The organism is Novosphingobium album (ex Liu et al. 2023), assembly GCF_029076845.1.
GTDB lineage: Bacteria > Pseudomonadota > Alphaproteobacteria > Sphingomonadales > Sphingomonadaceae > Novosphingobium.
Genome location: NZ_JARESE010000019.1, coordinates 112,768 through 135,172 on the forward strand (window position 1 = coordinate 112,768; position 22,405 = coordinate 135,172).

The window sequence follows — 22,405 nt, forward strand, 5'->3', positions numbered from 1 at the left end:
AGGCGGCAGGCGGTATGGTCAGCCCAGTTCGCGCGGTTCGCCCGTGCCCATGTAGCGGGCGAGGTTACGGTGCAGGCTGATCACCGCGCCTTCGCCTTTGGGGTTGGGGATATTGCCGGCATAGCCGCCTGTCTTCATCCCCTGCTGCACCGCCGCCATGTTCGAGAAATCCTGCCGCAGCACATGCGGGAACTGCTCGGGATTGGCGTATTCCCACTCGGTTTCGGGCGCGGCGCCTTCGGGATAAAGCTCGTAGACCGCGACTTCGAAATAGCACTTGTCGGGATCGTGGCCGAACGGCCGCGCATGGTAGCACAGCATGTTGTTGACTGCGTGGCCGATCTGCTGGTTCGGGAAGATCTGCCAGGCCGTGCCGCTGGCCGCGACATGCCCCGAATCGACTTTCGGCCAGACGACGCCGCGCCGTTCGTCCAGCGCGCGGGCCGTGTCGAGCCAATAGCGCAGCACTTCGTCGGCCGGCGTGTCCTCGGCGAGCACTGCGGGCAGGCTTTGCGCCACGTCCACCAGCGTCTGCGTGGTGTTGGTGTTGACGCCTTCCCAGGTGTATTTCTGCATCTCGGCGGTGGAGATGCGCGGATCGCCCGCGCCCAGGCGCAGCTTGGCCTTGTTCTCCTCCAGCCCCTTGGGCGCGTCATAGCCGATGTGGCTGTGCTTGCCTTGCTGCCGGCCCCAGCCGGTGAAATCGCCAAACGCCATGAATTCCGGGTGCGTGCCGGGGACATGATAGGTCTCGTTGAAGGCTTCGAGCGCGACTTTCCAGTTACAGTCGAACACCGTCCATTTGCGCCAGCGCGGGCGCATGTCCTGCAGGCGGAAGGGATCGAGCATGGTCGCGGCGGGTTCCAGATAGGCGCGCAGCGGCTCTGCCTCGGGATCAAGGTTGATCCACAGGAAGCCGCCCCAGGTGTCCAGCTTCACTTCGCCCAGCCGCGTCACCGCGTCGCACAGCGCCGGGCCCCAGTCTTCCTTCGCGGCGATGTAGCTGGCGCTGCCGTCCAGCTCGAACGTCCAGGCGTGGAAGCCGCAGACGAAGTTCATCTGGCGCCCGCGCGCGTTGCGCATACCCTTGGGCGTATCGACCAGGCGCCGGCCGCGATGCGTGCAGACATTGCGGTAGGCCTTGATCGCGCCCGGTTCCTCGCCCGGACGCACCCGCACGATCAGCACCGAATCGTCGACGATGTCGTATGTCAGGTAGCTGCCGATCTCGGGCAGGTCTTCCACCCGGCCGGCCTGAAGCCAGCACTTGCGCCACAGCCTGTCGCACTCGGCACGGGCGTAATCGGCTGAAATATAAGCTTCCACCGGGATGACCATGGGCCTGGGCATATCCTGCGCCCCGGCTTCGATCCTGCTTGCCTCGTTCATGTCCCACTCCCGCAACCGGCCCGGCGCAGCGGCGCTGTCCAGGTGTTCAGCCGGTCTAGCGGAGGGGGTGGCGGTGCATCTTTGATCGAACGCAAATCGGTCAGGCGGTCGGATATGCGATCGCCGTCACTTCCCATTCCTTCTCGCCCGATGGCAGGCGCACCCGGCGCAAATCGCCGATCGCGGCGCCGCGCAGCGCGCGCGAGAGCGGTGCGCTCCAGCCGATTCGCCCGGCGCTGGCGTCCTGCTCGTCATCGCCCACCAGCGTCACGGTGATGCGGGCATCGTCCTCGTCGGCCAGCGTCACCGTGGCGCCGAAGAACACGCGGCTGCGATCCTCCTGTGCCGCCGGATCGACCACGCGCAGCGCCTTCATCCGGCGCGCCAGGTGCGCCAGCTCGCGGTCGATCTCGCGCATCCGCTTGCGGCCATAAAGATAGTCGCCGTTCTCCGAACGATCGCCATTGCCGGCCGCCCAGCTCACGATCTCGACGATCTCGGGCCGCTCCTTGCCCAGCAGGTGGTCGTAACGGGCGCGCAGGCTCGCCATGCCGGCCGGCGAGATCGGCGGGGAAACGGGCTTCACCCGTCAGCCCGGCGTGCGCTTGCCAAGGAAATGGCTGAGCGGGGTGTCGCCCTTGTAATAGGCGTGATCGGGATAGATCGCGTCATAGACCACGGCGTTCTCCAGCACGCGCTGGATGTAGTTGCGCGTCTCATAGATCGGGATCTTCTCGATCCATTCCACCCAGTCGATCGCGCCGGTGCGCGGATCGCCGTTTGCCGCCAGCCATTTGTTCACGTTGCCCGGCCCGGCGTTGTAGGCGCCGACGGCCAGCGGATAGGCGCCGCCGTAATAGTCCATCATCCGCCCGAAATAGCCATTGCCAAGCTGGATGTTGTACGTCGCGTTCGTCGTCAGCGCGGCCGGATCGTAGGACAGGCCCAGCTTGCCCGCCTGCTCGCGCGCGGTGCCGGGCATGAGCTGCATCAGCCCGCGCGCGCCGGCGTGGCTCAGCGCGTTCTGGGCGAACTGGCTTTCCTGCCGGGTCAGCGCGTGCACCATGGTCCAGTTCGCGCCCGGCGGCGTGGGCATGACCGGGAAGGCGATGCGGCCGAACTGGCCATAGCCGTCGGCATGGGCCGACTGGCCCAGGATCACCGCCAGGTCGCGCCGGCCGATCTCGCGCGCCAGATCGGCGACCAGGACGTGGTCCTCCTCGCTTTGCGCCTGGTCGGAGATTTCGCGGAAGAACTGCACCGTGGTGCGCCAGTCGGCATCGCGGGCCACGTCCTTGACCGCGTTGGTGATCGGCCTGGCCTCGAACGCGGCGCGCTCATCGCGCGAGGGGCGGGCCTGCGGCATGGAATCGAGGTTGGGCAGCGGCCGGCCCAGCCGTTCGAGCGAAAGCTGGCCGTAGAAGTATTCGGGGTACTGCGCCGCCATCTCGAAATAGCGGCTGGCCCCGTCGCGATCGCCCGCCTGCGCTTGCGCGCGGCCGGCCCAGTAGAACCCCTTGGAGCGCGTGCCCGGCGTCTGCGCGGCGGCGCCATAGCGATAGAACAGCGGCGCCGCGCGGCGGGCATCGCCCAGCGACCACAGCGCCTTGGTGCCGCCCAGCCACATCAGCGACGTGTAATCGTCGCGCAGGCGATAGCTCAGCTTGCTGATGTCGGTGCCCGGCGCGAAGCCGTCGTCGATCGAGCTGGCGATGCGCACCGCGCTGTCCGCGCCCGCGCCGCGCGCGGCGGTGAGCAGCTCCTTCACCCATTTCTCGGGCTCGGCCACCGGGCCGGAAAGCGGCGGGCGCGTGGCCAGCAGGTTGATCGCCGAGCCCAGGTTGCCCGAGGCGCGCGCCTGCACCACCCGGTTGTAGACATAGCCCGGCTCGCGCATCATCGCCCCGTCGACCGGCAGGCCAAGGCTGCCCGGTGGCGAGCCCTGCGCCAGTGCCAGCCGCTCCATGAACAGGGCGCGCCTGCCGGCCGAGACGAACGAGATCTGCCGCTCGGCCTGCGATGTCGCGCCTTGCCAGAGCAAGGCGTCCATCCGCGCGTCATGGTCATCGACGGTCAGCGCCTCGCGATAGGTCGAAAGGATCATCGCCTCGTCGTCCGGCGTCAGCGAGCCGCCGCGCCAGGCGGCGATCGCCCGGCCACGCGCATCGTCGCGGCGCAGATACGTGAGCGCGGCGGCATAGCGGCCGGCGGCCGTGCTCGACAGCGGCGGGAACTTGTCGAAGAAGGCGGCCAGCGTCGCCGGATCGGGCGATTCGCGTTCCAGCGCCTTTTCGGCATAGCCGCGGATCTTCTCTTCCATCGGGAAGCCGGGGAAGCTGATGAGGAAGCTGGCGTAAGTCGCGAAGGGCTGCGACGCGGTCGCCGAAAGCGTGCGCCAGCGATCCACCGCCTGATGCACGGTCAGGTTGTGGTCCTGCATCAGCGCGGCGCGGGCCTGGTCCCATTCGCTGCCGTCATCGCAGCGCGCGGGGCTGGAAACGCAGGCGGCGGTCAGCAGCATCAGAACCGTGGTAGCGCGGAGCATGCTGGACATTTTGGGAAAAGGCTCCTTATCAGGCGCTGAACAACAGGTCCGGCGGGCGGCGCTCGTGCCGCGCATACCGGGCGTAGATGAACCAACAGCAGAGGCAAAGTCCATGTTCTCGGGATCCATACCGGCGCTAGTCACACCGTTTCGTGACGGTGCTTTCGATGAGCCGGCGTTTCGCAAGCTGGTCGAATGGCAGATCGAAAGCGGCTCGTCCGCGCTGGTCCCGTGCGGCACCACGGGCGAGAACTCGACGCTTTCCAACGCCGAGCATCACCGCGTGATCGAGGTCTGCGTGGAGCAGGCGGCGGGCCGCGTGCCGGTGATCGCCGGATGCGGCAGCAACGATACGATGAACGCACTTCTCCACATGAATTTTTCGAAGAAGTGCGGCGCGGCCGCCGCGCTGCTGGTGGCGCCTTACTATAACCGGCCCAGCCAGGAAGGGCTGATCGCCCACTTCTCCTACCTTGCCGAGCACAACGACCTGCCGATCGTGCTCTACAACGTGCCCGGCCGCACCGTGACCGATATCGAGCCCGAGACGGTGTGCGAGCTGGCGCGGCTCTATCCGGGCCGTTTCGTCGGCATCAAGGATGCCAGCGGCGATCTCAGCCGCGTGACCGATCATCGCATGGGCATCGGCAAGGATTTCTGCCAGCTTTCCGGCGATGACGAGCTGGCCCTGCCGTTCAACGCGGCCGGCGGCGTCGGCTGCATCTCGGTGACGGCCAACGTCGCGCCCCGGCTCTGCGCCGAGTTCCAGGCCGCCTGCGCCGCCAACGATCTGGAAAAGGCGCGCGAGCTGAACGACCGGCTCTATCCGCTGCACTACGCCATGTTCGAGGATGCCTCGCCCGGCCCGTGCAAGTATGCGCTGAGCAAGGTGCAGGACTGGATGGCCAACGAGCTGCGCCTGCCGATGATCCCTTGCGGAGACCGGGCGATGGCGGCGGTGGACGCGGCGCTGGTGCACGCCGGGCTCGCCTGACGGGAAGGGCTGGCGGAGGGGTCCGGCGGCGGTTTCGGGAAATGCACTTGCGTTGGCCGGCCGCCTGCCGGACAGTGCATCGAGTCTTATAAAAGAACCAAGATTGGAGAGATGCTCGATGGCCACCCAGACCCTGGAATCCACCTGGACCGATCGCACGGCCGTGACGGGCGAATATGCCCGCAAGGTGCTGGACTATACCGATTGCATCAAGCGCACGGTCGATCGCGCGAAAGAGCCCGGCTTCGACGAATCGGGCTGGGACGAGCTGGCCGCGCTGCTCGACACCGCCCGGTTCGAGCGCGTGGGCAACGATCGCGTGGCGATGGGCTGGGACGTCTATCGCGGCCTGCTGATGCAATGGGGCACGACGACCGACTTCTGGGCCGAGTTCCATCGCGTCAGCGAAGCCGGCCGCCGCGTGTTCCTGGAACTGACAGAACACAACACGCCGCGCGGCGGGGCCGAAAGCGTGGTCAATTCCTGCACCGTCTACCAGTTCGACGAAGCGGGCAAGCTGGTGCACCTGGATATCTATCTGCAGCATGATTGAGTGATTGTTTGGGGATGCGCCTCACGGCGCATGGCGGCACCAGCCCGCTCCTCCACCCGGCTTCCCATCGGAATGGGACTCCGTGGGAGGCCGGCCCCTCGGCGAAAATGTCCCCCGGACATTTTCGTCACCCTCGGACGGGCGCGGGCTGGTGCCGCAAGAAATGCGCTCTTCCGCGCATTTCCAAACAACCCGACCCAATGCGCGATTTATTTTTCGCGGTGGCGCTCCTACATGCCGCACCACCATGGCACGTCCCCAGCACAAATCGTTCGACAAGCAGAAAAGCGTCGCGGAAAACCGCAGGGCGCGTTTTGACTATCACATAGAGGATACTTTCGAGGCCGGCATCGCGCTGACCGGCACCGAGGTGAAATCGCTGCGCTTCGGGGAAGGCTCGATCGCCGAGGCCTATGCCGAGGTGCGCGGCGGCGAATGCTGGCTGGTCAATTCCAACGTGCCCGAATTCAGCCACGGCAACCGTTTCAACCATGAACCCAAGCGCCCGCGCAAGCTGCTGCTGCACGAGCGCGAGATCTCCCGCCTGCAAGGCGCGGTGGAACGCAAGGGCATGACGCTGGTTCCGCTCTCGATCTATTTCAACAGTCGCGGCCGCGCCAAAGTGGAGCTGGCCCTTGCACGCGGCAAGAATGCGGCGGACAAGCGCGCGACGATCAAGGAACGTGACTGGAAGCGCGAGCAGGCAAGGGTAATGCGGGACCACGGATGAGTACGATGTTTGCCCGTTTCTCGCGCTGGTTCCATCGCCAGATGCCCACGCACGCGCAGCTTGAGGCCAACCGGCTGACCGCGCCGTTCACTCGCCGGCCGGAACTGTTCCGCTTCACCCGCCGCTCGGTGCCGCGCGGAGTCGCGGTGGGGCTGCTGGTGGGCATCTTCGCGCTGATCCCCGGCGTGCAGATCGTCGGCGCTGCGCTGCTGTGCGTGCCCTGGCGCGGCAATATCCCGATCGCGGCGGCGATGACCTTCCTGTCGAACCCGGCGACCACCCCGTTCATCCTGGCCGCGGCGATCTGGGTGGGCAACCGGCTGGGCTTCCACGCCGATCTCTCCACGTTCTATGCCTTGTACGAAAGCGGCGCGGGACCGCGCGCCTGGGGCTACTGGCTGCTGTCCGACGCGGCGCCGGCGCTGGTCATCGGCCTGCTGGTGATCTCCACCGTCGCGGCCGCGATCGGCTATGTGCTGGCCTTGTGGTTCTGGCGCACCTGGATCGGGCGCAAGCACCGCGCCCGCCTGGCCCGGTCGAGCCGGCCGCCGGACTTCGTGCCTTGACCGCCGAGGCGGCCACGCGGCGGGGCTGGACCGACTGGCTCGGCGTCGGCGTCGCGCTGGCCGGCAGTGCCTTGCTGCTCTGGTTCCTGACCAGGGACCCGGTCGTGGCCGGGGTCTTCGCGCTGGGGCTGGGCGTGCTCGCGCTGCTGGCCGCCACGCTGACCTTGCGCAAGCCCGCGCCGGTCACGCAGGAATTCGCGCTGCCCGACTGGTCGGTCACGGTCACCGCGATCGAGCGGGCCGATGTCGCGGTCGCCATCGCCGATCGGGCCGGGCGGCTGGTCTGCGCCAACCGCTGTTTCATCGAATGGTTCGGATCGGGCGGCGCGCCGCCGCAGATCCCGGTGCGGGCCAGTTCGGTCCATCGCCTGACCGACGCGGCGCGCGGCGCCTGGCGCGATGGCCGCGCGAAAGTCGACCTGGTGGAAGAGCGCGAGGCTGGCGCGGGCGGCCGCCGCTGGCGCGCCGAGGTGGAGCGTGCCGGGCGTGGCGAGGATTTCCTGGTCTGGCGGATCAGCACGGTCAGCATGGCCGATCCGGTGGCGGAACTGGTCGCGCAGCTTGACGGCAAGCTGGGCAAGGCGCTGTCGCGCGCGGGCATCGCCGCCGCGCTGGTCGATCCCGACGGCGCGATCCGCGCGGCCAGCGCCGGCTTCGCGCTGCGCGCCACGGGCGATGCCATGGCCGACATGGCCGGCCAGCCCTTCGTCGCGCAGCTTCGCCAGGAAGAGGGCGATCGCATCACCTGGATGCGCGAAGGCGCGCGCGGATCGCCACTGACGCTGTATTACCTGCCGGTGTCCGACCCGGACCTGCCCAGCGATCCCGATCCCGAAACCACGCCTTCGCTGATGCTGCTGGCCGATTCGGGCATCGCCATCGGCGGCGGCGAGGGCGGCGGCGGGGCCGCGCCGCATCTGGAAGCGCTGCTGGGCCAGTTGCCGCTGGGCCTGGCCATGGCCGATCGCGACGGCCGGCTGCTGTTCGCCAATGCCGCCTTCATGCGCGCCGCCTGCCGCGAGGGCGAGGCGCCGCCGACTTATCCCACCGACCTTGTCGTCAAGGAAGACAAGCGCGCCTTGTCCGAGGCGATCCGCCGGTTCGGCCAGGGCCCGGCGACCGCCGGCGACATCGCCATCCGCCTGGCCGGCCAGCCCGACGATCCGGTTTCGCTCAGTCTCGCCGGCGTGCGCGGGCTGGGCGAGGCGGCGGTCCTGCTGGGGCTGACCGATTCCTCGGAGGAGACCCGGCTCAAGCGCCAGGTCGCGCAGGCGACCAAGATGCAGGCGGTCGGCCAGCTGGCCGGCGGCGTCGCGCACGATTTCAACAATGTGCTGACCGCGATCCTGGGCACTTGCGATCTCATGCTGATGCGCCACACGCCCGGCGATTCGGACTATGACGATATCCAGCAGATTCGCGCCAATTCGAATCGCGCCGCCTCGCTGACGCGCCAGCTCCTGGCCTTCTCGCGCCAGCAGACGCTACGGCCCGAAGTGCTGCAATTGCCCGATATCGTCTCGGAAACCTCACAGATGCTCAAGCGGCTGATCGGCGAGAAGATCCAGCTCGTCGTCACGCATGATCGCGATCTGGGCCCGGTGCGCGCGGACCCTTCGCAGCTAGGCCAGGTCATCATGAACCTGGTGGTCAATGCGCGCGATGCGATCCAGTCGCGCGGCGACGGCAAGGGGCGGCTGTCGCTCGCCACCCGGCGCGTCACCGCCGCCGACGTGCGGGCGATGCGCAGCGAGATCATCCCGGCGGGCGATTACACGGCGCTCGTGGTCGAGGACGATGGCGGCGGCATCCCGCCCGAGCATCTGGGCAAGATCTTCGAACCGTTCTTCACCACCAAGGAACAGGGCAAGGGCACCGGGCTCGGGCTTTCGACGGTCTACGGCATCGTCAAGCAATCGGGCGGCTTCATCTTCGCCGACAGCGAGCCGGGCAAGGGCACGCGCTTTACCGTCTACCTGCCGGTCCACCACGTTGCGCCGGGCGCGGCCGCGCCGGCCCCCAAGCCGGTGCAGGCGCCCAGCAAGTGGGCGGGTGGCGGGCGCATCCTGCTGGTCGAGGATGAAGACCCGGTGCGCATGGTGGCCGAACGCGCGCTCACCCGCCAGGGCTATCAGGTGACATCCGCGCGCGATGGCGAGGAAGGGCTCGATCAGGTCCGGCAAGGCGGCCGGTTCGATCTTGTCATCAGCGATGTCGTCATGCCGACGATGGACGGTCCCGCGATGGCGCGCGAGATCCGCAAGATCGCCGCCGACCTGCCGGTGCTGTTCATGTCGGGCTATGCCGAGGAGCAGCTGCGCAAGGAAATCGGCATCGCCAACGCGTGGTTCATGCCCAAGCCGTTCTCGGTGCAGCAGCTCTCCGAAAAGGTGGGCGACGTGCTGGCGCGGACGGCGCGCGTCGAGTGAGCATTGGCCAACCTTCCGCGTTCTGCCTATCCAGGGCACAGTAAGCAGGCATCGGGGTTCCTCGCGATGACGATCCGCAATCCGCCCGAAATGGAACCGATCGATTTTTCCGATGCCAAGACCGCGTTCGTGATCGAACGCTGTCGCGGCAAGCGCGTGCTCGATCTCGGCTGCGTGATGCATGATATCGCGCATTATCAAAGCCGCCATTTTCTGCATCGGGCCATCGCCGAGGTCGCGCAATCGGTGATCGGCCTCGATCTGCATCGGGAGGGCATCGAACACTTGCGATCCCTGGGATATGACGCACGGGGCGGCAATGCCGAGAACTTCGATTTCGATGAGCCGTTCGATGTCATTGTCGCCGGAGATATCGTCGAGCACCTGAGCAACCTCGACGGGTTGCTGTCCAGTTGCCTGCGCAACCTGACGCCCGACGGCCACATCATCGTCCAGAGCCCCAACCCCTGGTACTGGCGCAATTGCGTCAAGGCCGTGCTTTATCGCGAAGTGCCCAACAATGCCGAGCACACGTGCTGGTTCTGTCCAAGGAATGGCGGCAACTCGTGGAACGCTATGGACTGACGCTGGGCGCGATCGAGTTCGGCTCGCGCAATTTGAGCGATCGCCTTATGCCCTTGCCGCGTGGGCTCAGGCACTCCAGCTGGAGTGCGGAAACGGTGCGCTCGCCCCAGGCGGGCCAGGCGGGGCCGCGCGATTGAAAAAGGCCGGGCTTGTCGCCGCTGGCGTCCTCGTGCTGCTGATAGCGGGCCTTCTCGCTTATGGCGCCAAGGGATACCGGGACGCGGTGAACGATGCGCCGGCGCTGGCCCGCCGCGCCGATCGGCTGATGGCCGCGGGGCGCGGGCCGGAAGCGCTGGGGCCGGGGCGCATCGACCAATTGCTGGCCGTCGAGGATCGCGGTTTCGTGCGCCACCATGGCGTCGATCTCGACAGTCGCGGCGCGGGCAAGACGACGCTGACCCAGTCGCTCGCCAAGCGCCTCGCGTTCGACCGTTTCGCGCCCGGCGTGAAGAAGATCCGCCAGACGGGTTACGCGATGGGGCTCGAAAGCCGGCTGACCAAGCGGCAGATCATCGCGCTGTGGCTCGATACCGCGCAGATGGGGCGAGGGCCGAACGGCTGGATGACCGGCTTCTTCACCGCCAGCCGGCAGGCCTTCGGCCAGCCGCCGGCCGCGCTGGACCAGCGCCGGTTCCTCTCGCTCGTCGCGGTCGGCATCGCGCCCCGGCGATTCGATCTGTTCCACCGCGATACCGCGCTGGAAAACCGGGTCGGCCGGATCGAACGGCTGGTCGCCGGGACCTGCCGACCCACGGGAAACGGCGACGTCTGGCTGGAAGGCTGCGCGGGTACCTGATGGGCAAGGCGACATTTCCCGAATCCTTCGTTCCTCTCTTGTTCCAAAAGAACAAATGCGATACACGGGCTTTCGTTGACCTTTCCGGTCAGCCTAGTAGCTAGGAGGAACGTGTGATGGCTGCACAGCTCAAGCTGATTCAGGAAGGCAAGGAAAAGGACTCGATGGACCGTCAGAAGGCGCTCGAAGCAGCGCTCGCGCAGATTGACCGCGCATTCGGCAAAGGCAGCGCGATGAAGCTGGGTTCGAAGGCGACGATGCAGGTGGAGGCGATCTCGACCGGCTCGCTCGGGCTTGACATCGCGCTGGGCGTCGGCGGGTTGCCGCGCGGCCGGGTGATCGAGATCTATGGCCCGGAAAGCTCGGGCAAGACCACGCTGGCGCTGCACTGCATTGCCGAAGCGCAGAAAATGGGCGGCACTGCCGCGTTCATCGATGCCGAGCACGCGCTCGATCCGGTCTATGCCAAGAAGCTGGGCGTCGATATCGACGAACTGATCGTGTCGCAGCCCGACACGGGCGAGCAGGCGCTGGAGATCGTCGATACGCTGGTGCGTTCGAACGCGATCGACGTGCTGGTGGTCGATTCGGTCGCCGCGCTGGTTCCCCGCGCCGAGATCGAGGGTGAGATGGGCGACAGCCACGTCGGTCTCCAGGCCCGCCTGATGAGCCAGTCGCTGCGCAAGCTGACCGGGTCGATCAGCCGTTCGCGCTGCATGGTGATCTTCATCAACCAGCTGCGCATGAAGATCGGCGTGATGTACGGCAATCCCGAAACCACGACCGGCGGCAACGCGCTCAAGTTCTATGCCTCGGTCCGCCTCGACATCCGCCGCACCGGCGCGATCAAGGACCGCGACGAGGTCGTGGGCAACGCCACCCGCGTGAAAGTGGTCAAGAACAAGGTCGCTCCGCCGTTCAAGCAGGTCGAATTCGATATCATGTATGGCGAAGGCGTGTCGAAGATCGGCGAGATTCTCGATCTCGGCGTCAAGGCCGGCCTCGTCGAGAAGTCGGGCGCGTGGTTCAGCTACGATTCGATCCGCATTGGCCAGGGGCGCGAGAACGCCAAGACTTACCTGAAGGCCAATCCCGAAGTCGCCGACCGTCTCGAAAAGGCGATTCGCGCGCGGACCGAGGGGCTGGCCGAGGAAATGATGGTCGGCGCCTCGGCCGAAGACGATGACGAATGATCCCGGCGCGGGGCCGGCATGACCGGCTCCGCCTTGCCGCTGCGGGCGGCATGGACCGGAACCGCGCGGCGTCTCGGGCATTGCTTCTGTCATGACTTCAGCGCTCGCGGCCAAGGGCGAACCTCTTGCATCCGCCCCCCTTGCCGTCATCGTCAATCGTGGCGGCGGCACGGCCGCGAAGCTCGGCGACAAGCTTGAAGAGCAGGTGCGCGCGGCTTTCGCCGCCACGGGCCGGCCGATCGACCTGCACTGCGTCGAAGGCCGTGATATCCCCCAGGCCGTGGCCCGCGCGCGGGGCGGGACCGTCGCGGTGGGCGGCGGCGATGGCACGCTGTCCTGCGCGGCCGGCGTGCTGGCCCGGCAGCAGCGGCGCCTCGCCGTGCTCCCGCTCGGCACGCTCAACCACTTCGCCCATGCCATCGGGCTGGACGGCACGCTGGAGCAGGCGGCGCGGGTGGCCGCCGGAGATCACGCACGCCGGATCGATCTGGGCTGTGCCGGCGATCGCCTGTTCATCAACAACGCCTCGATCGGCATTTACGCGCGCATGGTTCGCGATCGCGATCGGCGCGCCTTGCCGAAATGGCTGGCGACGATCCCCGCCGCGCTCGGCGTGCTGGCGCGGCCGGGCGCGCGCCATGTCCGGCTGATGATCGATGGCGAGACGCGCTTCATCAAGACCCCGCTGCTGTTCGTCGGCAACAACCGCTATTCGCTTGCCACGGGCCGGCTGGGCGAACGGGCGGAGCTGCGCGACGGGCTGCTCTCGCTCTATGCGGTCGCCGAGCGCGGCAGCCTCGGGCTCATCGTGACCGCGATCCGGGTGCTGGCGGGCAAGGCCGATCCACAAGCCGATTTCGCCGCGCTGGCCGATGCGCGCGAAGTCGTGGTCGCGGGCCATGGCGAGCACCAGGTCGCGATCGACGGTGAAGTGCACCAAATGCCTTTCCCCTTGCGCTTCGCCATTCGCCCGGCCGCGCTCGCGGTCATGGTTCCCGCCGGAGAGAGCACCGGCGCGAGCGAATAGTTCGCCCGATCACCGCGATCGTGCCTTCGCGCTTGCCGCAGAACAGCGCCTGTTTTATCGGCGCAGACATGAGCTCGACCAACGAAATCCGCCGTTCTTTCCTCGAATACTTCGGCTCGCATGGGCACGAGGTGGTCCAGTCGGCGCCGTTGGTGCCGTATAACGACCCGACGCTGATGTTCGTCAACGCGGGCATGGTTCCGTTCAAGAACGTTTTCACCGGGCTGGAGACCCGCGCGATCCCCCGCGCGACGTCCTCGCAGAAGTGTGTACGCGCCGGTGGCAAGCACAACGATCTCGACAACGTCGGCTATACCGCGCGCCACCATACCTTCTTCGAAATGCTCGGAAATTTCTCTTTCGGCGACTACTTCAAGGAGCAAGCGATCACCCATGCCTGGACCTTGCTGACCAGCGAATGGGGGCTGCCGAAGGACAAGCTGCTCGCCACCGTCTATCACACCGATGACGAGGCGTTCGATCTCTGGAAGAAGATCGCCGGATTGCCCGAGGACCGGATCATCCGCATCCCCACCAAGGACAACTTCTGGGCGATGGGCGATGATGGCCCCTGCGGCCCGTGCTCGGAAATCTTCTATGACCATGGCGATCACATCTGGGGCGGTCCACCGGGATCGCCCGAGGAAGATGGCGATCGCTTCATCGAGATCTGGAACCTGGTGTTCATGCAGTTCGAGCAGGCGGCGGGCGAGATCGTCGGCGATCTGCCCAAGCCCTCGATCGACACGGGCATGGGGCTGGAACGCATCGCCGCCGTGCTGCAGGGCCAGCATGACAACTATGATATCGACACCTTCCGCGCGCTGATCGCCGCTTCGGTGAGCCTTACCGGGGTTCCCGCCGAGGGGGAGAACCGGGCGAGCCATCGTGTCATCGCCGATCACTTGCGCTCCACCAGTTTCCTGCTGGCCGATGGCGTGCTGCCTTCGAACGAGGGGCGCGGCTATGTGCTGCGTCGCATCATGCGCCGCGCGATGCGCCACGCGCACCTGCTCGGCGCGGCGGACCCGCTGATGCACCGCCTCGTCCCCGCGCTCGTCACCGAGATGGGCGATGCCTTTCCCGAGTTGCGCCGGGGCCAGCCGCTGATCGAGGAAGTGCTGGAACGCGAGGAAACCCGCTTCCGCCAGACGCTCGACAAGGGCCTGCGCCTGCTGGATGAGGCGACCGTGGGCCTGGGCGAAGGCGACAGCCTGCCCGGCGACACCGCCTTCCGCCTCTACGATACGTTCGGCTTCCCTTACGATCTGACCGAGGACGCCTTGCGCGCGCGCGGCATCGCGGTCGATCGCGAGGGCTTCGATGCGGCGATGGCGAAGCAGAAGGCCGCTGCCCGTGCCGCGTGGAAAGGCTCCGGCGATGCCGCTTCCAACGAGATCTGGTTCGACATTGCCGAGCGCAACGGCGCCACCGAATTCACCGGCTATGCCTCGACCAGCGGCGAGGGCCGCGTCGTCGCGCTGGTCAGGGATGGCGCCGAAGTCTCCTCGGCCACCGCTGGCGAAGCGGTGTCGATCATCGTCAACCAGACGCCGTTCTACGGCGAAAGCGGCGGCCAGGTCGGCGATGCCGGCATGATCACCGGGGGCGATGGCCTGCGCATCGTGGTGGCGGATACGGCCAAGCCGCTCGGCCGCCTGCACGCGCATCAGGCCCGGATCGAGGCGGGCACGATCCGGGTGGGCGATACCGTCCATCTCGCGGTCGATACCGCGCGGCGGGATGCCATCCGCGCCAATCACTCCGCCACGCACTTGCTCCACGCGGCGCTGCGCAACCGGCTGGGCGATCACGTCACGCAGAAGGGCTCGATGGTGGCGCCCGATCGCCTGCGTTTCGATTTCTCGCACCCCAAGGCGCTGAGCGACGAGGATATCGCCGTGATCGAGGCCGAGGTGAATGCCGAGATCCGCCACAACGATCCCGTCACCACCCGGCTGATGAGCCCGGACGATGCCGTGGCCGCCGGCGCCATGGCCCTGTTCGGCGAGAAATACGGCGAGGAAGTGCGCGTGCTGGCCATGGGACGGGCGAACTGGAACGCCAGCGGGCACGCCTATTCGGTCGAGCTGTGCGGCGGCACCCATGTCAACGCCACGGGCGATATCGGCGTGTTTCGGATCGTTTCGGAAAGCGCGGTCAGCTCGGGCGTGCGCCGGATCGAGGCGCTGACGGGCGAAGGCGCGCGGCAATGGCTGGTCCATCGCGAGGATGCGCTGAAAGGCGCGGCCAGCCTGCTGCGCACCACGCCCGAGGACGTGGAAGCGCGCGTCGCCGCGCTGCTGGACGAGCGCAAGAAGCTGGAGCGCGAGCTGGCCGAAGCGAAGAAAGCGCTGGCGCTGGGCGGCGGCGGCGCGGTCGCGGCCGGGCCGGTGGACGAGGAAGTCGGCGGTGTGAAGTTCTCCGGCCAGGTGCTTGAAGGGCTCGATCCCAAGGAACTGCGCGGGCTGCTCGATCAGGCCAAGCAGCGCATGGGCTCGGGCGTGGCGGCGATCTGCGCGGTGAACGAAGGCAAGGCGAGCTTCGCGGTTGCCGTTACCGATGATCTGATCGGCCGGTTCAGCGCGGTCGATCTGGTGCGGCTCGGCGTCGAGGCGCTCGGTGGCAAGGGGGGTGGCGGCCGGCCGGACATGGCGCAAGGCGGCGGGCCGGATGGCGGCAAGGGCGCCGAAGCGATCGCGGCGGTCAGGGCGGCACTGGCCGGTTGACCCCGATGGCCTGGACCACGATTATCCCGGCCACGGCGCTGCACGATCTGATCGGGCAAGGCGCGCCGGTGCTGGTGCTCGATTGCGAATTCGACCTGGGCGATCCCGCCAGGGGGCGCTCGGTCTATCGGGCCGGGCATATCCCCGGCGCGCGCTACGTCCATCTCGATGACGATATGTCCGCGCGGCCCGACGGCAGCAATGGCCGCCATCCGCTGCCCGATCCCGCCGCCTTGGCCGCGCGCCTGCGCGCGCTGGGGCTGCATCGCGGCCAGCAGGTCGTCGCCTATGATGGCAATGGCGGTTTCTACGCGGCGCGGCTGTGGTGGATGCTGCGCTGGCTGGGGCACGAGGCGGTCGCGGTGCTCGATGGCGGGCGGCAGGCGTGGCTGGCCGAGGGGTTCGTGCTGGAAAGCGACGATCCGGCCCCCGTGGCCGAGGGCGATTTCACCATCGCGCCTGCGCTGGTGGGCGGCGTGGTCAGCGCGGACGAGGTGCTGGCCAATATCGCGAGGGGCGATCTGCTGGTGGTCGACGCGCGCGATCCGGCGCGCTTTGCAGGCGCGCCGCATCCGCTCGATACGGTTTCGGGGCACATTCCCGGCGCGCGCAACCGCTTCCTGCGCGACAATTTCGATGCCACCGGCAAGTTCAAGCTCCCGGCGGAACTGGCGCGCGAATTCGCCATGGTGCTGGGCGAAACTCCGCCCGACAAGGCGGTGATGCAATGCGGATCGGGCGTGACCGCGTGTGCGAACGCGCTGGCGATGGAAATCGCCGGGCTCAAAGGCGCGAAGCTCTATCCCGGCTCGTGGAGCGAATGGACCAGCGATCCGGCACGGCCCGTGGCGACGGGCCAGGCTTAACCCATTCGTTCCTTCAGGCTGGCGCTGCGCAGCCTGGGCCGCTCGGCCAGGCCGCCTTCCTCCATGATCAGGTCACGCAGCTCGTCGCGCTTCTCGTGGATCGAGGCGATCACCGGGCCCATCGGCACGCCCAGGTTGACCAGCACCGCTTCGGATAGCTGGAGCGAGCTTTCCAGCGCCTCGGGCACGGCCAGCGTGGCGCCGGCGCGATAGAGTTCGGCCGCGTGGCTGGCATCGCGCGCGCGGGCGATGATCGGCATGTCGGGAAACTGGGCGTGCAGCTTGCGCACCAGGCGCTGCGCGGAAACCGGCTCGTCCATGGTCAGGATCACGGCCGATGCCTTGTCGGCGCCCAGCGCCACCAGCGCATTGCCGCGCGCCGCATCCCCGAAAGCGACCGAATAGCCCTGCCGGCGCCCTTCGCTGACCAGATCGGCATCGGAATCGACCGCGACATAAGGCTTGCCATGGTGTTCCAGCATATCGGCGACCAGCCGGCCGACCCGGCCGAAGCCGACCACGACCGCGCGGCCGGTGGCGGCCTCTTCGGCGGCCGTCGGCGCTTCGACGCCATCGACGCGGCGGCCCATCGAACGGCCGGCGAGCGCCAGCAGCGGCGTCACGGTCAGGCCGATGGCGGTGACGATCTGCCAGAACTGCGCGGTGCCCGGCTGGATCAGCTCCGCGCCGGTGGCGGCGGTCAGCACGATCAGCGTCGTTTCCGAAGGGCTGGACATGAGGATGCCGGTCTCGGTCGCGGTGCCGCGCCGCGCGCCCATCAGGCGCAGCAACATGCCCGTGACCGCCGCCTTGAGCGCGATGATGCCGACCGTGGCGGTCACGATCGGCACGATGTTCTGCGCCACCACGCGCAAGTCGATGCTCATGCCGATGGTGATGAGGAACACGCCGAGCGCCAGGCCCTTGAACGGCTCGGTGATCTGCTCGACTTCGGAATGGTATTCGGTCTCGGCGATCAGCAGCCCGGCGATCAGCGCGCCGACGATGGGCGACAGGCCGACCGCCGCCGTGGCCAGCGAGGCGACGATGACGACGAGCAGGCTGGCGGCAAGGAACAGCTCCGGGCTCTTGGTCCGCGCGGCCTGCGCGAACAGGCGCGGCAGCCCGAACCGGCCGACCACCAGCAGCCCCAGGATCACGCCGGCTCCCAGCAGGAGCGTGTTCAGCAGATCGCCCACGCCGCCAGCCGCGTTGGGCGCCAGCGCGCCCAGCAGGAAGATGATCGGGACCAGCGCGATATCCTCGAACAGCAACATGGCCAGCGCCGCCCGGCCGACCGGCGTGGACGTGTTGGTGATCTTCAGCACCAGCGCGGTGGAGGACAGCGCCAAGGCCAGCCCCAGCGCCAGCGCGCCATCGAAACGCTGCCCGATCGCGGCGAGAATGAAGGTCATCGCCCCGCCGGTGACGATCAGCTCCAGCGATCCCAGCCCGAACACCAGCCGGCGCATCTGCCACAGGCGATCGAACGAAAGCTCAAGCCCGATCGAGAACAGCAGCAGGATGATGCCGAACTCGGCGAAGACATCCAGCCCCCCCGGATCGGTGATCGTGATGTACGACAGCCAGGGATAATCGAACACATGCCGCCCCAGCCCGAACGGGCCGACCAGCAGCCCGACGAGGATGAAGCCGATGACCGGCGTGATGCGAAAGCGCGAGAACACCGGAATGACGATGCCGGCCGCGCCCAGGATCACCAGCGCATCGGACAGGAAGGGGGAGTAAAGTTCGCTCGATCCGGCCATGTCCGGCCACTATGGCAGGGTGAATGGATTTGTCACGCGCGGGGGCCATCGCAGGGCAGGCCCGACCGGGAAAATGAAAAAGGCGACCGGGCGGGCTGCCCGATCGCCTTCAATTCATGCCGGTCGATGATGAACCGGGCGGCTCGGCCTCAGGCGGCCATCGCCTTTTCGAGGTTCTCGACGATCGCCTCGAAGAACTGCTCGGTGGTCATCCACGACTGGTCCGGCCCGATCAGCAAGGCCAGGTCCTTGGTCATCTTGCCTTCCTCGACCGTCTCGATGCAGACCTTTTCGAGCGTTTCGGCGAACTGCACCACTTCGGGCGTATCGTCGAACTTGCCGCGATACATCAGGCCGCGCGTCCAGGCGAAGATCGAGGCGATCGGGTTGGTCGAGGTCGCCTTGCCCTGCTGGTGCTGGCGATAGTGGCGCGTGACGGTGCCGTGCGCGGCCTCGGCCTCGACGGTCTTGCCGTCGGGCGCCATCAGCACCGAGGTCATCAGGCCGAGCGAGCCGAAGCCCTGCGCGACGGTGTCGGACTGGACATCGCCATCGTAGTTCTTGCAGGCCCAGACGAACTTGCCGCTCCACTTGAGGGCGGAGGCGACCATGTCGTCGATCAGGCGGTGCTCATAGACGATGCCCTTGGCCTTGAACTTCTCGGCGAAGCCTTCGGTGTCGAACACTTCCTGGAACAGATCCTTGAAGCGGCCGTCATAGGCCTTGAGGATCGTGTTCTTGGTGGAAAGGTACAGTGGCCAACCCAGATCGAGCGCGTAGTTCATCGAGGCGCGGGCGAAATCGCGGATCGAATCGTCGAGGTTGTACATCGCCATGGCGACGCCCGGCGAGGGGAAGTCGAACACGTCGAGATCGATCTTCTCGCCGTTGTCGCCGTCCCAGACGAGGCGCAGCTTGCCGGGGCCGGGGATCAGCGTGTCGGTGGCGCGATACTGGTCGCCGAAGGCGTGACGGCCGACGACGATCGGATCGGTCCAGCCCGGCACCAGCCGGGGCACGTTGGAGATCACGATCGGCTCGCGGAAGACGACGCCGCCCAGGATGTTGCGGATCGTGCCGTTGGGCGACTTCCACATCTTCTTGAGGCCGAATTCCTCGACGCGCGCTTCGTCGGGCGTGATCGTGGCGCACTTCACGCCGACGCCGCAGGCCTTGATCGCGTTCGAGCAGTCGATCGTCACCTGATCGTCGGTGGCGTCGCGGTTCTCGATCGAAAGGTCATAATACTGCAAGTCGATATCGAGATAGGGAAGGATGAGTCGCTCGCGGATCCATTGCCAGATGATTCGCGTCATCTCGTCGCCGTCGATCTCCACGACCGGGTTCTTGACCTTGATCTTCGCCATGCCTGAAAGCTCCCCTGGGAATGAGAAATTCGCGGCTTCTTAGGCAGCGATCGGGCGCTTAGCAAGGCAAGTATCCGCTGGACAGCGTGTCGGGGAGGCGGCACTCGGGGAGCGAGTTCCCATGAACGGAACCAGTAACCGTGAGAGGCGAGAATGAGCGACGAAGTGCTTGTAACCGATGCCGACGGCATCCTGGAAGTAACGATCAATCGTCCCGAACAGCGCAACGCGATGACCAAGGCGGCGGCCGAGGCGATCGCCGAGGCGATGGACCGCCTGGACGCGGAGCCCGCGCTGCGCTGTGCGATTCTGACGGGCGCGGGCGGTACGTTCTGCGCGGGCATGGACCTCAAGGGATTTCTCAAGGGCGAATTGCCGGTCGCGGGCGAGCGCGGCTTTGGCGGGCTGACCTCGTGGACGCCGAAGAAGCCGGTGATCGCCGCGGTGGACGGACACGCGCTGGCTGGCGGCCTGGAACTGGCGATCGCCTGCGATCTGGTCGTGGCCAACGTCAACGCCCGGTTCGGCATTCCCGAAGTCAAGCGCGGGCTGGTCGCGGGTGGTGGCGGCGTGGTCCACTTGCCGCGCCTCCTGCCCCGGCAACTGGCGATGGAACTGGCGCTGACCGGCGATCCGATCACGGCGCAGCGCGCCTATGACCTGGGCCTGGTCAACCGCGTGACCGATGGGCCGGCGATCGCGGCGGCGCGCGAACTGGCCGCGACCATCGCCGCGAATGGCCCGCTGGCGGTGGCGGCATCGAAAGGGATCGTGCGCGATTCCTGGCTCTGGCCGGCCGACGAGATCAATACGCTGCAGGCGCCCTACATCGCGCATGTCTTCGTCTCCGAAGACGCCAGGGAAGGCGCGCGCGCCTTCGCCGAAAAGCGCAAGCCCAACTGGCAGGGGCGTTAGCCAGCGCGGATAGATTCGGAAGCCGCCAAATACGGCGAACGGCAGTCCCTTGCATTCGCTCGTCAACCCGGCCTTGTGCCGGGGTGACGGGAGCGACAATGGGGATAGTCACGCTTGCTTCAGCGGGGCCGAAGGAGAGCGATCAGGTGCCGCCAGCCAAGCGCGGATGCGATCGGCGCCCTTCGCCAAGCACGCCGCGCAACAAAAAACCCGCCGCTTTCGCGACGGGTTGCCTGTGGTGTTACGGGAATGGTGGGCGTAGCAAGGATTGAACTTGCGACCCCTACGATGTCAACATAGTGCTCTACCACTGAGCTATACGCCCGAGCCATTCGCGTCTGCCGGAAGGGAGTGCCCCCGGCGGAAGGGCCATTTAGCGTCGAGCCCGCGACGATGCAAGCCGGTTTGAACGGCTAATTTCGCGCCTCAGATCTGCGCCTGCGCGCTCAGTCCGAAGACGCGCTGCACTTCCAGCACGAGGTCGCGCAAGTGGAACGGCTTGGACAGCACCTTGGCTTGCGGCGCCTCGCGACTGGCGCGCAGCGTGACGGCGGCGAAGCCGGTGATGAACATGACCTTGGTGCCGGGCGAGACTTCGGCGCAGTGCTGCGCCAGCTCGATCCCGTCCATTTCGGGCATGACGATGTCCGAAAGCAGCAGGTCGAACTTCTCGTTCCGCAGATAAGGCAAGGCATCGGTCCCGCGATCGACCGCGACGACTTCGTATCCGGCGTTCTCGAGCGCGCGGCCCAGATAAGTGCGCATCGCCTCGTCATCTTCGGCTAGCAGGATACGGATCATGACCTTCTCGCTCGGACTGATGGGCGACAACGGGTGGCGGCAAAGGACATCCCCGTCGCGAACGGCGGCGCGATGCCCTTGATCGCGCTATAGCGCGGCAGGGGTTAAGATTCTTGTGTGATCTGGCGCCTGCCCGGCTTTGACACAGCGCGCGGAAAAGGACAGCCTGAAGGCCTATGAGCAATGACGAGGCTGAAGGCGATTCGCGGCGGCGCGCGGGCGGGATCATCCCCGGCGCCGCGGGCGTCCCGGCCTTCACGCTGACCGGATCGGAGCCTTCGGCGCTGCCCGTGCTGATCGCGGTGCCCCATGCCGGCCGCGCCTATCCGCGCGCCTTGCTGCGCGACATGCGCCAGCCCGCGTCGGCCGCGCTGAAGCTGGAAGACCGATTCGTCGATCGCGTGGCCATCGCCGTCGCGCGCGCCACCGGGGCGACGCTGCTGGTGGCCCATGCGCCGCGCGCGATGATCGATCTCAACCGCGCGCCCGACGATGTCGACTGGGAGATGTTCGGGCGGAATGAGCGGCCCGATCCCGGCAGCTTTGCCCCCGGCCGCCGCGCGCGCAGCGGCCTTGGCCTGATTCCGCGCCGCTTGCCGGGCATGGGCGAGCTTTGGCGCCGGCGGCACGACGAGACCGATCTGGCCGCGCGGATCACCGGCATCCACGCGCCCTATCATCAGGCGCTGGCGGGCGCGATCGCGGCGGTGCGCGAGCGCTGGGGCGCGGCGCTGCTGCTGGACCTGCATTCGATGCCGCCGCTGCCCGCACGCCCCGGCGTGAGCACGCCGCGTTTCGTGATCGGCGATCGCTTCGGCGCGACATGCCATGGCAGCCTGGTGGCGGGGGCTTTCGCCCATTTCAACCAGAGCGGCTATGAAGCCGCGCACAACCGGCCTTATGCCGGCGGCTATGTGCTGGAACGACATGCGCGCCCGGATCGGGGCATCCATGCCATGCAGATCGAGATCGACCGGGCGCTCTATCTCGATTCGCGGCTGGCCGAACCGATCGCGCCGGGCCTGGACGATGTGGCGGACCTGCTGACCGGGCTGGTGCGCCAGCTTGCCGGCGAAGTCTCGGCACTGGGGCAGGCGGGCGACACGCGCTGGTCGCAAGCGGCGGAATAGCCGGGGCGAAGCGCCGAAAAC

Annotated in this window: 19 protein-coding genes and 1 tRNA gene; 13 read left to right on the plus strand and 7 right to left on the minus strand. The window is 67.3% G+C overall.

Going from position 1 to position 22,405, the window contains the following annotated elements:
* Positions 1-18 precede the first annotated feature (18 nt).
* The 3 genes from PYV00_RS07555 to PYV00_RS07565 all read right to left on the minus strand — a co-directional run bounded on the left by PYV00_RS07555 (position 19) and on the right by PYV00_RS07565 (position 3,943).
* Positions 19-1,389, minus strand: a complete 1,371-nt coding sequence (locus PYV00_RS07555; RefSeq protein WP_275227668.1) for an aromatic ring-hydroxylating oxygenase subunit alpha — start codon at positions 1,387-1,389, stop codon at positions 19-21.
* 100 nt (positions 1,390-1,489) lie between these two features.
* Positions 1,490-1,975 carry a GreA/GreB family elongation factor gene (locus tag PYV00_RS07560; protein WP_275227669.1) on the minus strand — a complete coding sequence of 162 codons (486 nt, stop codon included), beginning with the start codon at positions 1,973-1,975 and terminating at the stop codon, positions 1,490-1,492.
* A 3-nt stretch (positions 1,976-1,978) separates the two neighbouring features.
* On the minus strand, positions 1,979-3,943 hold the full coding sequence (locus tag PYV00_RS07565; protein WP_275227670.1) for a lytic transglycosylase domain-containing protein: 1,965 nt from the start codon (positions 3,941-3,943) through the stop codon (positions 1,979-1,981).
* A 103-nt stretch (positions 3,944-4,046) separates the two neighbouring features.
* Here PYV00_RS07565 and dapA point away from each other — a divergent pair, with 103 nt between their 5' ends.
* From dapA to PYV00_RS07620, 11 genes are all read left to right on the plus strand, one after another.
* Positions 4,047-4,928 (plus strand): 4-hydroxy-tetrahydrodipicolinate synthase, encoded by an 882-nt coding sequence (gene dapA, locus PYV00_RS07570; protein ID WP_275227672.1) that lies wholly within the window; start codon positions 4,047-4,049, stop codon positions 4,926-4,928.
* 118 nt (positions 4,929-5,046) lie between these two features.
* Positions 5,047-5,481, plus strand: a complete 435-nt coding sequence (locus PYV00_RS07575; RefSeq protein ID WP_275227673.1) for a hypothetical protein — start codon at positions 5,047-5,049, stop codon at positions 5,479-5,481.
* A 247-nt stretch (positions 5,482-5,728) separates the two neighbouring features.
* A complete protein-coding gene (smpB, locus tag PYV00_RS07580) occupies positions 5,729-6,211 on the plus strand; it encodes an SsrA-binding protein SmpB (protein ID WP_275227674.1) in 483 nt (160 codons plus the stop codon).
* Positions 6,208-6,777, plus strand: a complete 570-nt coding sequence (locus PYV00_RS07585) for a DUF2062 domain-containing protein (RefSeq protein ID WP_275227675.1) — start codon at positions 6,208-6,210, stop codon at positions 6,775-6,777. Before smpB ends, PYV00_RS07585 begins: the two co-directional genes overlap by 4 nt.
* Positions 6,774-9,206, plus strand: a complete 2,433-nt coding sequence (locus PYV00_RS07590) for a hybrid sensor histidine kinase/response regulator (protein WP_275227676.1) — start codon at positions 6,774-6,776, stop codon at positions 9,204-9,206. Before PYV00_RS07585 ends, PYV00_RS07590 begins: the two co-directional genes overlap by 4 nt.
* Positions 9,207-9,272: 66 nt before the next feature.
* Positions 9,273-9,791, plus strand: a complete 519-nt coding sequence (locus PYV00_RS07595) for a class I SAM-dependent methyltransferase (RefSeq protein ID WP_275227678.1) — start codon at positions 9,273-9,275, stop codon at positions 9,789-9,791.
* Positions 9,792-9,960: 169 nt separating this feature from the next.
* Positions 9,961-10,587, plus strand: a complete 627-nt coding sequence (locus tag PYV00_RS07600) for a transglycosylase domain-containing protein (protein ID WP_275227679.1) — start codon at positions 9,961-9,963, stop codon at positions 10,585-10,587.
* Between the two features lie 116 nt (positions 10,588-10,703).
* On the plus strand, positions 10,704-11,780 hold the full coding sequence (gene recA, locus PYV00_RS07605; RefSeq protein WP_275227681.1) for a recombinase RecA: 1,077 nt from the start codon (positions 10,704-10,706) through the stop codon (positions 11,778-11,780).
* 91 nt (positions 11,781-11,871) lie between these two features.
* A complete protein-coding gene (locus PYV00_RS07610) occupies positions 11,872-12,807 on the plus strand; it encodes a diacylglycerol/lipid kinase family protein (protein WP_275227682.1) in 936 nt (311 codons plus the stop codon).
* A 68-nt stretch (positions 12,808-12,875) separates the two neighbouring features.
* Positions 12,876-15,536 carry an alanine--tRNA ligase gene (gene alaS / locus PYV00_RS07615; protein ID WP_275227683.1) on the plus strand — a complete coding sequence of 887 codons (2,661 nt, stop codon included), beginning with the start codon at positions 12,876-12,878 and terminating at the stop codon, positions 15,534-15,536.
* 5 nt (positions 15,537-15,541) lie between these two features.
* A complete protein-coding gene (locus PYV00_RS07620) occupies positions 15,542-16,402 on the plus strand; it encodes a sulfurtransferase (protein ID WP_275227684.1) in 861 nt (286 codons plus the stop codon).
* Here the strand turns inward: PYV00_RS07620 and PYV00_RS07625 are convergent.
* Together PYV00_RS07625 and PYV00_RS07630 are read right to left on the minus strand one after the other, a co-directional pair.
* Complete coding sequence (locus PYV00_RS07625) at positions 16,399-18,171, minus strand: cation:proton antiporter (protein WP_275227685.1); 1,773 nt, start codon at positions 18,169-18,171, stop codon at positions 16,399-16,401. The two genes, PYV00_RS07620 and PYV00_RS07625, sit on opposite strands and share 4 nt — an antisense overlap.
* Positions 18,172-18,320: 149 nt before the next feature.
* Positions 18,321-19,538 (minus strand): NADP-dependent isocitrate dehydrogenase, encoded by a 1,218-nt coding sequence (locus PYV00_RS07630; protein WP_275227686.1) that lies wholly within the window; start codon positions 19,536-19,538, stop codon positions 18,321-18,323.
* A 153-nt stretch (positions 19,539-19,691) separates the two neighbouring features.
* Here PYV00_RS07630 and PYV00_RS07635 point away from each other — a divergent pair, with 153 nt between their 5' ends.
* On the plus strand, positions 19,692-20,453 hold the full coding sequence (locus tag PYV00_RS07635; RefSeq protein WP_275227687.1) for a crotonase/enoyl-CoA hydratase family protein: 762 nt from the start codon (positions 19,692-19,694) through the stop codon (positions 20,451-20,453).
* A gap of 250 nt (positions 20,454-20,703) precedes the next feature.
* On the opposite strand, the gene PYV00_RS07640 is transcribed toward PYV00_RS07635, so the two are convergent.
* Positions 20,704-20,778 (minus strand) — tRNA-Val (locus PYV00_RS07640).
* A 101-nt stretch (positions 20,779-20,879) separates the two neighbouring features.
* Positions 20,880-21,254 carry a cell cycle two-component system response regulator CpdR gene (gene cpdR / locus PYV00_RS07645; RefSeq protein WP_275227688.1) on the minus strand — a complete coding sequence of 125 codons (375 nt, stop codon included), beginning with the start codon at positions 21,252-21,254 and terminating at the stop codon, positions 20,880-20,882.
* Positions 21,255-21,430: 176 nt separating this feature from the next.
* On the opposite strand from cpdR, the gene PYV00_RS07650 reads away from it, so the two are divergent.
* Positions 21,431-22,384 carry an N-formylglutamate amidohydrolase gene (locus tag PYV00_RS07650; protein WP_275227689.1) on the plus strand — a complete coding sequence of 318 codons (954 nt, stop codon included), beginning with the start codon at positions 21,431-21,433 and terminating at the stop codon, positions 22,382-22,384.
* Positions 22,385-22,405: the final 21 nt, after the last annotated feature.